General features: G+C 37.6%; 12 protein-coding genes. 10 read left to right on the plus strand and 2 right to left on the minus strand.

From position 1 onward, the window contains the following. The first annotated feature begins 56 nt into the window (after positions 1-56). From ACTJJ9_RS04435 to ACTJJ9_RS04475, 9 genes are all read left to right on the plus strand, one after another. The gene (locus tag ACTJJ9_RS04435) at positions 57-947 is read left to right on the plus strand and encodes a DUF4430 domain-containing protein (protein WP_145581359.1); all 891 of its coding nucleotides are present in this window, start codon (positions 57-59) and stop codon (positions 945-947) included. After that, on the plus strand, positions 947-1,834 hold the full coding sequence (locus ACTJJ9_RS04440) for an energy-coupling factor transporter transmembrane component T (protein WP_145581360.1): 888 nt from the start codon (positions 947-949) through the stop codon (positions 1,832-1,834). Before ACTJJ9_RS04435 ends, ACTJJ9_RS04440 begins: the two co-directional genes overlap by 1 nt. Next, entirely contained in the window at positions 1,807-3,456 is a 1,650-nt protein-coding gene (locus ACTJJ9_RS04445) for an ABC transporter ATP-binding protein (RefSeq protein WP_145581361.1), read from the plus strand. Before ACTJJ9_RS04440 ends, ACTJJ9_RS04445 begins: the two co-directional genes overlap by 28 nt. Then, positions 3,438-4,121: an ECF transporter S component gene (locus tag ACTJJ9_RS04450; protein ID WP_145581362.1), complete on the plus strand. Its 684-nt coding sequence runs from the start codon at positions 3,438-3,440 to the stop codon at positions 4,119-4,121. Before ACTJJ9_RS04445 ends, ACTJJ9_RS04450 begins: the two co-directional genes overlap by 19 nt. Positions 4,122-4,321: 200 nt before the next feature. Next, positions 4,322-5,446 carry a histidine kinase N-terminal domain-containing protein gene (locus ACTJJ9_RS04455; RefSeq protein ID WP_145581363.1) on the plus strand — a complete coding sequence of 375 codons (1,125 nt, stop codon included), beginning with the start codon at positions 4,322-4,324 and terminating at the stop codon, positions 5,444-5,446. Between the two features lie 137 nt (positions 5,447-5,583). Further along, positions 5,584-6,459, plus strand: a complete 876-nt coding sequence (locus ACTJJ9_RS04460) for a 6-phosphofructokinase (protein ID WP_145581364.1) — start codon at positions 5,584-5,586, stop codon at positions 6,457-6,459. Positions 6,460-6,503: 44 nt separating this feature from the next. Then, positions 6,504-8,516: a transketolase gene (gene tkt, locus ACTJJ9_RS04465; protein ID WP_145581365.1), complete on the plus strand. Its 2,013-nt coding sequence runs from the start codon at positions 6,504-6,506 to the stop codon at positions 8,514-8,516. A gap of 332 nt (positions 8,517-8,848) precedes the next feature. Then, the gene (locus tag ACTJJ9_RS04470; RefSeq protein WP_145581366.1) at positions 8,849-9,793 is read left to right on the plus strand and encodes a sugar-binding transcriptional regulator; all 945 of its coding nucleotides are present in this window, start codon (positions 8,849-8,851) and stop codon (positions 9,791-9,793) included. A gap of 167 nt (positions 9,794-9,960) precedes the next feature. Next, positions 9,961-10,488 (plus strand): type 1 glutamine amidotransferase domain-containing protein, encoded by a 528-nt coding sequence (locus ACTJJ9_RS04475; protein ID WP_145581367.1) that lies wholly within the window; start codon positions 9,961-9,963, stop codon positions 10,486-10,488. Positions 10,489-10,638: 150 nt separating this feature from the next. Here the strand turns inward: ACTJJ9_RS04475 and ACTJJ9_RS04480 are convergent, their stop codons facing one another. Next, positions 10,639-10,968, minus strand: coding sequence for a DUF2085 domain-containing protein (locus ACTJJ9_RS04480; RefSeq protein WP_440768482.1), 330 nt, complete (start codon positions 10,966-10,968; stop codon positions 10,639-10,641). Positions 10,969-10,985: 17 nt separating this feature from the next. Further along, positions 10,986-11,282, minus strand: coding sequence for a hypothetical protein (locus ACTJJ9_RS04485; RefSeq protein ID WP_095297329.1), 297 nt, complete (start codon positions 11,280-11,282; stop codon positions 10,986-10,988). 242 nt (positions 11,283-11,524) lie between these two features. Here ACTJJ9_RS04485 and ACTJJ9_RS04490 point away from each other — a divergent pair, with 242 nt between their 5' ends. After that, positions 11,525-14,554, plus strand: coding sequence for an efflux RND transporter permease subunit (locus tag ACTJJ9_RS04490; RefSeq protein WP_145581369.1), 3,030 nt, complete (start codon positions 11,525-11,527; stop codon positions 14,552-14,554). Positions 14,555-14,657: the final 103 nt, after the last annotated feature.

The following is a 14,657-nucleotide window of genomic DNA, read 5'->3' on the forward strand; positions in this document are numbered from 1 at the left end:
TATGATATTCTTGGAAGAGATAATTTGTACTGTAATGGAGATAGGAGGTTTTTGAAATGAAGATGGGGAAAATAATGTTGATTGCTCTTCTATCTTTTTTTGTTTTTATGTCCGGTTGTGCAAAGGATGAAGTTGTTCCAATGACAGACCAATCCGCAGCTGGAGAAAAGGCTTCAGGGGAAAATGTAGCCGATACTCAGGATAAAGAGGAGCAGGCCGATAAAAAAGCTGAATCAAAGCAAACGGATACGACGAATAATATAGAAGAAAAGCAGGAGACTGACGGGAAAGCAAAAGATGATTCAGCCAGCACTCAAAAGTCTGTGGAAAATACAGAACCATCATCAAATACGAAAAAGAACGAAACGATAAATACTGCACCAAAAACTTCAACAAACACGAACGAGACAACAGGTAAGGAAAATACAGAGACACCAAATAAATCAACAACAAACAACACAGCTTCAAATAATACAACGACAAATAGCACAGAGCAATCAACAAAGAAGACGCCAACGACTAAACCAACTGAAGAGAAACAACCGACTAAACAACCGACTAAGCCTGCAGCTACACCTAATAAGCAGCAAACAACACCAACTCAGAAGGCAGAACCAAAACAGACGGTAACTGTATCAGTAGTTAGTGATACTGGGACAATTTTGTCACCTACAAAGGTTGAAATAAAAGAAGGGCAAACAGTAATCGATGTAACGCTAGCTATTCTTAAGCAAAGAGGAATTCAAGTTAGTGTTACTGGGAGCGGCTCTTCAGCTTATGTCGAAGGGATAAATAACCTATATGAATTTGATAAAGGACCTTTAAGCGGCTGGATGGTTAAAAAGAATGGTGTGAAATTAACGAGAAGTTCAGGTGCAGTCCAAGTGAAAAATGGGGATACAGTACAATGGATTTATACGACGAATTATGTAGAGGATGAAAAGTAATGTCTAGAGGGGTTCATGCTTTCCACCCTTTTGTACTTTTTTTATATTATGTTGGGGCAGCAGCACTGGTTATGCTTTATAAGCATCCGGTGTTTTTGCTTGTTGGCGCAATTATTTTTATTTTATTTAATTATCAATTAGATAAAGGGAAAGCGTTAAAAAAATGGTTTAAGATGCTAATCATCCTGACCGGCTTTTTTTTACTCATAAATCCACTTATTAATCATCGCGGAACACATATTTTGTTTTATTTCCATCATAACCCGATTATGCTTGAGGCGGTAATCCAGGGTCTTATTTTGGCATTGTCCATTTTTACTCTTATCGTTTTGTTTGCTTCGTATAATCATGTGATAACCGCAGATAAATTTTTATTTTTATTTGCAAAATGGTTACCACAATGGGCATTGCTGACAATGCTTTCGATGAGGTTTGTCCCTCTATTACGAAGACGATTGAAGGAAATTGAGGTTGTCCAAAAAGGGAAAGGCCTTTCAGTAACTGAAGGAAAGCTAAAGGAACGAGCGAAAAACGGCATCTTGCTCGTGCAAATATTGCTTACATGGTCATTGGAGGATGCGATTCAAACAGCAGATTCAATGGCTGCCAGAGGGTATGGAGTGAAAAAACGAAGTAAGTATACGCCTTATAAGCTGAAGGGGAAGGATTTGCTAGCGATCATTTACATCCTTGCACTGTTTACGATAGCGTTATTTGGTTGGTGGCTAGGTGATGGAGTGTTAAGTATTTATCCAATATTAGAAACGATGTCGATTCAAGGAAGAGAATGGTTTTATCTGTTTCTTTATTTCTTATATTTAAGTTCACCGCTTTTAATTGAAGGAAGGGAGGGGATACGATGGCATTTTTGGAAGCGAAGCATGTAAGCTTTACATATCCTGATGTAAAGAAGCGTGTTGTAAATGATCTTTCGTTTACGATTCAACAAGGTGAGTTTATTGTATTATGTGGGCCATCTGGAAGCGGAAAATCTACCTTACTAAGGCTAATCAAACGAGAAATTGCTCCACACGGTACGATAGAAGGAGAGTTTTTCCTTGAAGGACAAGCTTTATCGACGGCATCGGCAGAGCAGATGGCACAAAATATTGGAATGGTTTTTCAAGATCCGGAAAATCAAATTGTCATGGATAATGTGTTACAGGAGCTGATTTTTGGCCTGGAGAATATGGGAGCATCGACGGAGGAAATGCGAAAGCGTGTTGCAGAAATTGTTCATTTCTTCGGGCTAGAAGGCTTGCTAAATCGCAAAACACATGAGTTATCAGGTGGACAGAAGCAATTGGTTAACTTAGCCTCTGTCTTATTGCTAGAGCCTAAATTGTTATTGCTTGATGAGCCGACATCACAATTAGATCCGGTAGCAGCAAGAGAATTTATCGGCATGCTGCAAACGATGAATGAAGAGTTTGGGATAACTGTCATAATTGCAGAGCATCGGTTGGAGGAGCTTTTCGGGATTGCCGATCGAACGATAGTCTTAGTTGAGGGTGAAATTGCTGCATTTGATCATCCGAGAGAGGTAATCAGCAGCCTTGCTCAAAACAGAAATCATCCGTTATATCCTTATTTACCAAGTCCAGCAAGATTATATATTGAGCATTCAAAGGTGATCCAGAATGAACTGATTCCATTGTCGGTAAAGGAAGGTAAGAGCTGGCTTAAGAAGCACAAGGTTGAAGCAGTAACAGTGCCTAACATAGCAAAAAGGTTTTCAGAGGAACTGTTGAAATTAAAGGATATTGATTTTCAATATGATAAGGATACTGCGAAAATTCTTGATCGGTTATCGTTAACAGTCTATCAAGGAGAATGGCTTTCAATTGTTGGGGCAAATGGGACTGGAAAATCAACATTATTAAAAATTATGGCAGGTCTTGAAAAGGCGCAGTGTGGCTCAGTCTATTATCAAGGGAAAAAGAGAAAAAGACAGTTACCAACTGAAATTGGCTATCTCCCACAAAACCCAAAGCTGTTTTTTGTACAGGAGACAATTGAGTCAGAATGGCAGGAGATTATAAAGCTTCAGCAACTTGAAAAGGGAAAAGCGGAAATTGAACGGTTAGCTGATGTTTTTCAGCTTCACCATATTAAGCATCACCATCCATACGATGTAAGTGGAGGAGAAATGCAAAAAGCCGCACTTGCAGGGGTGCTTTTAGCAAAACCAAAGCTTCTCCTTGTTGATGAGCCGACAAAAGGTCTTGATCCAGAGGCAAAGTTAAGATTTGGCGATTTATTAAAGTCATTACAGAATGAGGGCTTAACAATTGTCATGGTTACACATGATATTGAATTCGCCGCAAAATATGCAACAAGATGTGCAATGATGTTCCAAGGGGCCATTACAACTGCAGCGGCAGCGAAGGACTTTTTTCAGGGAAATGCATTTTATACAACTGTACTCAATCGGATGACGAGAGGAAGCGATGTACCGAGTGTATTAACGGTAGAGGAGGCAAAGGAATATTGGCGCGTACACGAGTAATCCTTATTTCGAGCATTGTCATTATTGGCTGCCTTCTTATTTTGACACCACTTCTTGTTAACAGGCATTTTTTGCTAGTAAGTGGAATCATCACTTTATTAACGTTTCTCCCTTTTGTTATTCGCTTTGAGAAAAGGCGTGTCACTGGGAGAGAGCTTGTCATGCTAGCGGTATTAGCTGCAATTGCTGCAGTAAGCCGTGTACCATTTGCCGCGATCCCCAGTGTGCAGCCTACATCATTTGTCATCATCATGACGGGACTTGTCTTTGGAGCAGAAAGTGGCTTTGTTGTTGGGGCGCTTGCTGCATTAGTATCTAATTTGTTTTTAGGGCAAGGTCCTTGGACACCTTGGCAAATGTATTCATGGGGAATGCTCGGTTTGGTTGCGGGATTTTTACGGAATACATCGTTTATGCAAAGGACATATGGAAGAGTTATTTATGGATTTACCTCTGGAATAGTATATGGTTGGATTATGAATTTATGGTATGTCGTAAGTCTCGGCGATAATTTTCGTTTAGAGGAAGTCATTAAGTATTATGCGGCAAGCATTTATTTTGATTTAGCTCATGCTGTCTCTAATGCGTTTTTTATCATTGTTTTTGCAAATAGCTGGATAAAAATATTGCAGCGGTTTAGAAAAAAATACGGTTTGCTTGAATAAGTGTTTGTCACTTTATGTGTGACGAACACTTTTTTCATTTTGGTGATGTGTATGAACAGTGTTATTTTTTAAGCCATGTTAATAGGAACGGAAACGTAAAGTAAGCATTGAAGAAAAAAATCTTAAGCAAAAAAAGGTTTTTATCGGATTTTGTCAAAATTTTATATAGGTATTTCAAACAACGAAAGCGGTGGGGGAGCATGAATTTAACAACAGAGGAAAAGCTAGTTCAATACTTAGAACAGCGAGAACACGAATTTATAAAAACATGGCAGGAAACAATTTTATTAGAGGATAAAGATTTACATAAAAATGAAATCGTCAAACGAAATGGAATGGCCATGTACGAATTGCTAAAAAAAATATTGCTTAATTCTGTTTCAGAAGAACTTATGAAGGAGTTAGCATATAAGGTAGCAGAGGATCGAGTGTTTATCAGTAGGAATATTGGGGAGCTTGTCTTTAACGTAAACGTAGGGAGACGTCTAGTATTATCTTATTTCATGAACTCTGGATTATCTCTTAGTGAGTTAAAGCCGGTTATTGAAAAGGTAAATCTACATGCTGATCAATTTTGTTACCATGCTGTAACGAGATACGCCGAAATAAAAGATCGTGAACTAAAAAAGAAAATGGTCTTTGTCAATCAATCTCATCAGGATCGGTTAACACTTCTTGGTCAAATGTCCTCAAGCTTTGTACACGAGTTTCGAAATCCACTTACTGCGGTCATGGGCTTTATGAAGCTGTTGAAGCTAGAAAACCCCTCGTTGAAATATATGGAAACCATCGAACATGAATTAGATCAATTAAATTTTCGGATTACACAATTTCTTCATGTTTCAAGGTTAGAAAATGTTGTGAACCATCCAGAAGAAATTCGAATAGAGGAGCTTCTTAACGAAATTTTATCCTTTTTATACCCAAGCATTGTAGATGCTGATGTTGAGATAAATACGGAAATTGATCCAGCCTGTATGATTTTTGCTGTTAAAGACGAAATTAAACAAGTGCTAGTAAATATCATTCTAAATTCAATAGATGCAATAAAGGAACGATCAGCAAAAGGGGTTATATCGATAAAAAGTGACAAAAAGGATGATGTAATCATTTTTTCGATTACAAACAATGGACCAAAAATTCCAGATGAGAGGAGAGAGGCGATCTTTGAACCCTTTTACACGACGAAAAGGATTGGAACAGGGATCGGGCTCTACGTTTGTAAGACGATAATCGAAAAACATAATGGAACGATTTTATGTGAATCAAATGATAAGTTTACATCCTTTATCATTCGCCTCCCAATAGCTGATAGAAAAAGCTAGAACAGATAAAGTCGATATTTTTTGAAAATTACCGTTTTTTATTATTTATCTTTTTCCTCCTTTCATGTATACTAACTATGGTAACAATTGTTCACTGTGTGTTGAACGAAATTTCTGTGTAAGGGAGGTTACGTCGAATGAAAATAGGTTTAGTTCATTTAGGTTTGGCTTCAGCAGGAACAAGTCTAATCGTTCGTCCTCTTATTGACGGATTGGCTAAACAAGGGGAAACGGTTTTTGGGCTTGAATATAATAAATTTTCAAAAAGAATTGAACTTAATGATTTGACGGTAAAGAATTCGACTAGTCAGTTAAGTTCGCATCGAAATGTATTGACTAGCTTCCCAATCGAGGCTTGGAATGAACATAAGAAGGAAATTTCCGAGGAGCTATCTGCCTTAGATAAAATTATCGTATTAGGTGGAAATGAGACGAAAAATATTTCCTTTTCAGCAAATCACTTGTATGTTCCGGTCAGTATTTTTAATAATATTAAGGGCAACCAATTTACGCTTGGATATGACACTGCGTTAAATTCAATTGTCGAATGTATTGAAAGTGTTAGAGATACAGCGAGCTCTTTATTATACGGGAAGGTTCGATTATTTAATATCCAAATCCCAGGTCAAGGTGTATCTGCATTATTAACAAATTCAGCGCTAGCTGTTGAGGCAGAGGTTGTTGACAACGTTAGTGAGGAAAAAATTGCACAGTTAAAAGAGCATATTCGCAACAAAGAAGCAAATGATGAGACATATACGTTTTTCCTAATGAATGAATCAGTCGATCCGAATGCATTGGCTGTACATTTTCAGGATTTTGACCTAGACTGGAAGGTGGTTGAAATTGAAGAGTCACAATGTGGTGGACCATATCCAACTGCTATTGATCGCCTTTTAGCAAATCAATTAAAAAAGGCAGTCTTAGAATGGACTTTATCAAATCAGCCATCAGGACAATTGCTAATTCAGGAAGGTCGCGTCTTATTTGATGAGGCAGTTAAGGTAAATTAATTACTGCTAGTCAAAAAAAATGTAATTAACGGAGGGAAATGAAAATGAGTGAATTAACACAAACAGAAAAATTATCAATTGAAACAATTCGTACATTGTCAATTGATGCAATTGAAAAAGCAAATTCTGGTCACCCAGGTATGCCGATGGGTGCAGCACCAATGGCGTATACTTTATGGACAAAATTTATGAACGTGAATCCATCAAATCCAAGCTGGTTTAACCGTGATCGCTTTGTCCTTTCTGCAGGCCATGGTTCTATGCTTCTATATAGCCTATTGCATTTAACTGGTTATGACGTATCTATGGATGATTTAAAATCATTTAGACAATGGGGAAGTAAAACTCCTGGACACCCAGAATACGGTCACACTGCTGGTGTTGATGCAACAACTGGTCCACTTGGACAAGGGATTGCAATGGCAGTCGGTATGGCAATGGCAGAACGTCATTTAGCTGAAACTTACAACAAGCCTTCTTATAATGTTGTTGACCACTTTACATATGCAATTTGCGGAGATGGTGACTTGATGGAAGGTATTTCATCTGAAGCAGCATCTTTAGCAGGTCATTTAAAGCTTGGTCGTCTCGTTGTTCTTTACGATTCAAATGATATTTCTCTAGATGGAGATTTACATAAATCCTTCTCTGAAAATGTTGAACAACGTTTCACAGCACAAGGATGGCAAGTAATTCGCGTTGAAGATGGAAACGACTTGAACGAAATTTCAAAAGCAATTGAACAAGCTCAACAAGAATTAGACAAACCAACTTTAATTGAAGTAAGAACAACTATCGGCTATGGTTCTCCAAACAAAGCTGGTAAATCTGCTTCTCACGGTTCTCCACTTGGTGCAGAGGAAATTAAATTAACTAAAGAAGCTTACAACTGGACTTTTGAAGAGGATTTCTATGTACCAGAAGAAGTATATGAGCACTTCAAGAAAACAGTTAAAGAAGCAGGTCAAGCAAAAGAAAATGAATGGAATGAATTAGTTGCTGCATATAGCAAAGAATATCCTGAACTAGGAAAACAATTCCAAACAGCAATTAGCGGTGAGCTTCCAGAAGGCTGGGATAAGGACATTCCAGTTTATGAGGAAGGTTCAAGTCTTGCATCACGTGCTTCTTCAGGTGAAGTATTAAACGGAATTGCAAAAAATCTTCCATCATTCTTTGGTGGTTCAGCTGACTTAGCAGGATCAAATAAAACGACAATTAACGGTGCTGGAGATTATGCAAGAGACAACTATGGCGGACGTAATATCTGGTTCGGCGTACGTGAATTTGCGATGGGTGCAGCATTAAATGGTATGGCTTTACACGGTGGCTTACATGTATTCGGTGGAACATTCTTTGTTTTCTCTGATTACTTACGTCCAGCTATTCGCTTGGCAGCATTAATGAATCTACCAGTAACATATGTATTTACACATGATAGTATTGCGGTTGGTGAGGATGGTCCTACACATGAGCCAATCGAACAGCTTGCTTCATTACGTGCAATGCCAAATCTTTCTGTTGTTCGTCCGGCAGATGGAAATGAAACTGCTGCAGCTTGGAAATCAGCAATTGAATCAACATCAACTCCAACTGCATTAGTATTAACTCGTCAAAACTTAAAAACAATTAAAGGTACAAAAGAAACTGCGTATGAAGGCGTTCAAAAGGGTGCTTACGTTGTATCACCTGCTAAAAAGGAAACAGCAGATGTTCTTCTTCTTGCTTCTGGTTCAGAAGTTGGCTTAGCGATTGAAGCGCAAGAAGTATTAGCTGGTGAAGGAATCGATGCAGCAGTAGTAAGTATGCCTGCATGGGATCGCTTCGAGGCACAATCAGAAGAATACAAACGTTCTGTATTACCAAAAGAAGTGAAGAAACGTTTAGCAATTGAAATGGCTTCTCCACTAGGATGGGATCGCTATACTGGTGATGAAGGAGACATTTTAGCAATCAATACATTTGGTGCATCTGCTCCAGAAAAACGTATTTTAGCTGAATATGGCTTCACAGTTGAGAACGTTGTTGCTCGCGTGAAACAACTTATTCAAGGATAAGGAAAATATCGAGGCTGACTTTATTTAAATGTAGTCAGCCTCTTCTTTTCACATGATAATCTATCATGAAGTAAGGCTCTTTTCGTAAAGATTATTGTTTATAGCAAGTGCTTAGTTTAAACAATTGTTGGTTAGAGTGAAAGGCATGAGTCTCCTGGGGAGAAAAGCGGTACAAGGGGAACCAATAGGAGCTATAACGACAAGGATGCTCCATGTTCGTCCGTGGAAAGAGAATGCCTGCAACGAGAAATCAACCTAGGTTACTGTATAGAAACTTGCAAGCAACAAAGGATGCGAAAACAGCAAAAACAAATAAAATAGGTGCTGTATAAATGGAAAAAGAAAAGCTTACAAAAATCATTGAAGTTGCTAGACTCTATTACCAATTAGATTACAGTCAACAGGAGATAGCTAAAAAACTAGATGTATCTAGACCAACTGTTTCCAGGTTATTAAAACAAGCTAAAGATACAGGCATCGTTGAAGTGAAAATTCATAATCCTGTTGAAGCAGGTGAGGTTCTGACAGAACGGCTTAAAGAAAAATTCGGACTTAAGGAAGTCATTATTGCTTCAGTTTCAGAATATGACCATACATTTATTAAACGACATCTAGGTGAGGTTGCTGCTAGCTATTTAAATAAAGTTGTAAAAGATGACGATTTAATCGCTACTTCATGGGGAACAACAGTGTATGAATTAGCTACAAAACTTAAGCCGAAGCCAGTTAAAAATACTAAGGTTGTCCAATTAAATGGTGGAGTAAGTCATTCTGAAACAAAAACATATGCTTCAGAAATCATTCATTTATTTGGAGAAGCATTTAATACCCAAACGTTTTTGTTACCGTTACCAGCAATCGTTGATCATATTGTTGTCAAGCAGGCTATAGAGGCTGACCGCCATATTCATAAAATACTAAAATTGGGGAAACAGGCAAATATAGCGGTTTTCAGCGTAGGGACACCTGTTGTTGATTCGGTTCTATTACAGGCAGAATATTTTTCAAAGGAAGAGCAGCATTTAATTCAATCAAAGGCGGTTGGAGAAATTTGTTCAAGGTTTTTTGATAAAAATGGGGAAATTTGTGTAGAGAATTTAAATAACCGCACAATTGGAATTGAACTTGATGAGCTTTCTAAAAAGGAAAAATCAATTCTTGTTGCAGGCGGTTCTAAAAAGGTAAAGGCGATTTACGGAGCGTTAAAGGGAAAGTATGCGAATGTATTAATAACAGATGAACAAACAGCTAGCTTACTAACTGAAATGGATTATTAAAAAAGTCATAAAGGGTATACATACACCTATATGACTTTTTTTGTTAATAAAAGTATAAACAGTTATACTTAGTATTTGTGCATTTTAAATGCGCCTAGAAGTTAGGAAACTTTTAATTGAACTAAGAAAACCGATCCACTATTCGGAAAAAAAGGAGGACAAACATTATGAGATTAACAGGTAAAAAGGTGTTAAGCTTTGTTCATGATGAGTTTGAGGATTTAGAGTTATGGTATCCGATTCATCGTTTACGTGAGGAAGGTGCAATTGTGCATTTAGCCGGTGAAGATGCAAATGTAAAGTATATCGGTAAATATGGTGTTCCAGCTACATCAGACTATGCCTTTTCAGATGTTTCTGCAAATGATTATGACGCTTTGCTTGTGCCTGGGGGTTGGGCACCAGATAAGATTCGTCGCTTCGAAGAGGTGCTTGAATTTGTGCAACAGATGGATGAACAGAAAAAGCCGATTGGTCAAATTTGCCATGCTGGATGGGTACTAATTTCGGCAAAAATTTTATCAGGTCGGAACGTCACAAGTACACCAGGTATTAAAGATGATATGGAAAATGCCGGGGCGATTTGGCATGATGAAGCAGTTGTAGTTGATGGTCATCTTGTTTCAAGCAGACGTCCACCAGATTTGCCAGATTATATGAGGGAATTCATCCGTGTATTAGAAGATAGAAAATAAACAATTAAAGCGGACGCTTGGAGTGAATATTTAGATTCAATTCCAAGCGTTTTGTATGAAGGCTATTGTGCAGTGAGCTTGGTAGCGATGCCTCTTCTATACTCTTAGTTTTCTAGATTAGCCCTGAAATTTAAAAGGATTACCTCATCGTCAATTCAGCAATTCAACTGTTTTCCATACTACAGTTGAAATAAAGAGTGCCTGCCCAATGCCAAATGTGAAGCCTGTAAGAAAACGGATTGAATTTGAGCTTTTTCGCCAATTCCAACGTTGAGTGAAACCGTCGATTAACATTGGGACAGCCATCAGGATAGAAACCCAAATGGGGATTGATAGAGCAGCAAAAACTGCAATTGGAGTAAATATATAGCCGAGTAAGATGGCGAAGCACCTTGTGCACAAGGACATCGGTTTGCCGTTTATATGTAAACATCTTTCAGGGATTCGATGACATGGAATCATCTCAATAAGCTCTCTCACTACTATCCACCTCTATATTAATTTGAGCAGTCTGGAGTACAATCACAATCAGGGCCGCGATCACAATCCATTTTTTTGAAAGTCTTAACATTTGAACAGTCCATACTGACGCAATCACAGGTCCAATCCGTATATCCTTCGTTAGATTTCTTTTTTTGTTTCGCTTTTCTTTTTTTATAATAGTTACTAAAGAAATAATAAAAATTTCCTCCAGCTAATAACATTCCACCGCCAATTAAATAGGAAGAATGAAAGATTAAGACAATACCAGTTAAAAGCAAGCTCATTAAAGTTGTTAACATCATAAAAAACATCAGACTTCTCTCCTCTCACTAGTATCTCATGCTGCTATGTTCTATTTTAAACATAAATAGTCAAAAGTTAAGTACTGTTAACGAAAAAATATTGAGTAATTTAAAGGACTAAAGTGAAATACGTCTGAAGTCGTAGATGCTTTTACAGCTTAAGGCAATTATAGCCTCCAGTTTTTCCAATTAAAATAATGACAGGTTAGCAAGAAAACATTAAATGGAAAAATTGGAAGGAGCTTAAGAACATGTCTTGGTTTACAAAATGGTCTTTTAAGAACAAAGCAGCTGTAACTTTACTGTCCATGCTTATTTTAGTTATGGGGGTATTAAGCTATTTCAGATTGCCGATGGAGTTTTTGCCATCAGCAGATCAACCATTCATCTCAGTTGTTACAGTTGGTGAAGGCTTAGATACAAAGATGATGGAGGAGCAAGTAACAACGCCAATTGAGAAGGCAGTAAATAGTGTAAATGGAAAAACGAATGTCTTTTCAACAACAGGTGATGGCTATTCCTCAATTGATATTAATTTTGAATCAACGATTGATAAGAAGGAAGCAAAGCGAGAAATTGAGGAAGCACTTGCGAATGTGACCCTTCCAGCAAATGTTTCAAAGCCAAATGTTGTTCAACTTAATACGTCAATGATCCCGATCTCATATATTGCTTTAACCTTTGATGAAGGAGTGACGCCAAAAACAATAGAATATGCAGAGGAAGAAATCGTTCCATATTATAAGGATATCGCTGGTGTAGCAGACATTCAAATGAATGGAAAAATTCCATCGTATATTTCAGTGAAGTTAGATGAAAAGAAAATGGCTGAGAAGCAGGTCACAATGGAAAGTGTCATGACTCTCCTTCAAGGACAAAATCTTGCAACAGCTGTTGGAGAAAAAGAGATTGATGGTAAAACAGCAAATATAAAAGTAATTGGTGATGTGAATACATTAGAGAAGCTACAAAACACTGAGGTCATACCAGCTGTACCACTTAAGGATATAGCAGGCGTGTCTGTCGAAAAGCAGGATAAGACATTAACAAAGTTAAATGGTAAGGACGGATTTGTTTTAATTGCAACAAAAGATAGCCATTCAAACGCTGTATCCATTAGTAAGGAAATTGAAAAAGTATCTGATGAAATAAATGAAAAATATGACAATCTTGAGGCAAATGTGATTTTAGCAACGTCTGATTCTGTTGAGTCCTCTGTCCACAGTATGATTAAGGAAGTATTGTTAGGTGCTCTATTTGCAACAATTGTCATTATGATATTCCTACGTAACCTACGCTCAACATTAATTACAATCGTATCAATTCCGTTATCTTTAGGGTTTACTCTGTTTTTATTGTCACAATCAGGTGTAACCTTAAATATTTTAACACTCGGTGGAGTAGCCGTCGCAGTTGGCCGTTTAGTCGATGATAGTATCGTCGTCATTGAAAATATTTTCCGTCGTTCCCAAACAGAAAAATTTTCAGTTGCAATGGTAATTGATGCAACAAAAGAGGTTGGAAAAGCGATTACTGCTTCTACCTTAACAACGGTAGCTGTATTCTTACCAATGGGTCTGTTAAATGGTAGTCTACAAGATTTCCTATTACCATTTGCGTTAACCATTACCTACTCATTATTAGCTTCGTTAATTGTTGCGATTACAGTCGTGCCTGTCATGAGTGCTGGATTACTTAAACATGCAAAAATTAAAGAGCATCAGCCATCAGTTAAATTTGCAAAAATGTTAACATGGTCATTAAATCATAAATGGGTTGTATTGCTTACTGCATTTATTGTATTTGCTGGCTCAGTCGGTGCTTATTTAGTCTTACCTAAGGGATCTGTAAATAAAACGAAACCAGATTATGTTTATGTTGGCTTAACTTATCCAAATGAGACACCTATTGAAACGGTAAAAACAGGTGCTGAAAAACTAGAGGAATTTGTATTAGCGCAAGATGGGGTAAAAAATGTTTACCTTCAAGTAGGAAATGATCAAGATGCAGCTAAATATGGTGGTGTAGGTAATCCAACAGAGGCACAAATTTTGACTACCCTCGAAAAAGATGTAGATAGTAAAGAAGTTGTTAAAAAGATAAATTCCCAAAAGGATGAATATAAAAATGCAACACTAGAAGCTACAGAGGCTTCACTCATGGGTGGTGGAGCAACCTCCATTACAATCGATGTTGTCGGTGATAATCTTGACGAACTAATTACTGTTTCTGAAAAGGTTCGGGCTGAGATTAAGGACATTGATGGTATTGAAAAAGTAAGCACAAATCAAGAAGAAACGAAGGTTGTTTACTCATTTGCAGTCAATCCGAGTGTTGCGAAGGCTGACCAAATTTCTAGTCAAGCAGCTGTCATGCTGAACCAAACACCACTTGGAATGATTGAGATGAATAACATCCAAACAGCAGTTATGCTTGAACCATTATATAATCCTGAAACTGAAAAGGACTTGTTAAATGTACCAATTATGACCGAAACAGGGATGACACCGATTTCGAAAGTTGCGAAGCTTGAAAGGAATGAAGAGCCGACAAGCTCATTCCATAAAGATGGTGAACAATATATTCGAGTCACAGCAACCATTGAGCCAGAAAAACTTTCAGCCATCTCAAGTGAAATCAATCAAAAGATATTTGGTGATGGGGAAAAGGATGGCATAGAAATCTCGGATAATACTGAGGTTTTAATCGGAGGAGCAAGTGTTGACCAAGCAAGCGATTTTAATGATTTATTTATGACGATGCTAGCTTCAATTGGGATTGTGTTCTTAATTATGCTTATTACATTCAAAACGATGCGTGCCCCAATTGCGATTCTTTTCTCATTACCACTCGCGGCAATTGGTGCAATTTTAGGTATTATCATCAGTGGCATTACCGTTGACGTTACGACATTATTAGGCGCATTAATGTTAATCGGAATCGTTGTCACAAATGCGATTGTATTACTTGATCGAGTCAAACAAAATGAAGAAACAATGATTATCCGTGATGCCCTTGTAGAAGCAGCATCTGTAAGAATGCGTCCAATTATTATGACTGCAGTTGCGACAATAAGTGCAATGCTCCCGTTACTTTTCAAGGAAGCTGAAGCGGGTAACCTTGTATCTTCAAGCTTAGCAGTAGTTGTTATTGGAGGATTAAGTGTCGCAACTGTGTTGACCTTAGTCGTCATTCCGGTCATTTATGAGCTGTTACATTTCAAAAAGGCGAAGAAGCAAAGATTAGCGAAAGAGAATGTAAATGAAACAATAGCAAGTTAACAATAGAAAAAGGACCAGTAGCCTATTATCAAGGATTCTGGTCCTTTCCTATTAAGAAGTTATTTTCCGTAAATTTGTTCTTTCGTTAAGTATCCATCTTTTA

This window comes from Metabacillus sp. 22489 (assembly GCF_052044855.1).
Taxonomy (GTDB): domain Bacteria; phylum Bacillota; class Bacilli; order Bacillales; family Bacillaceae; genus Metabacillus; species Metabacillus niabensis.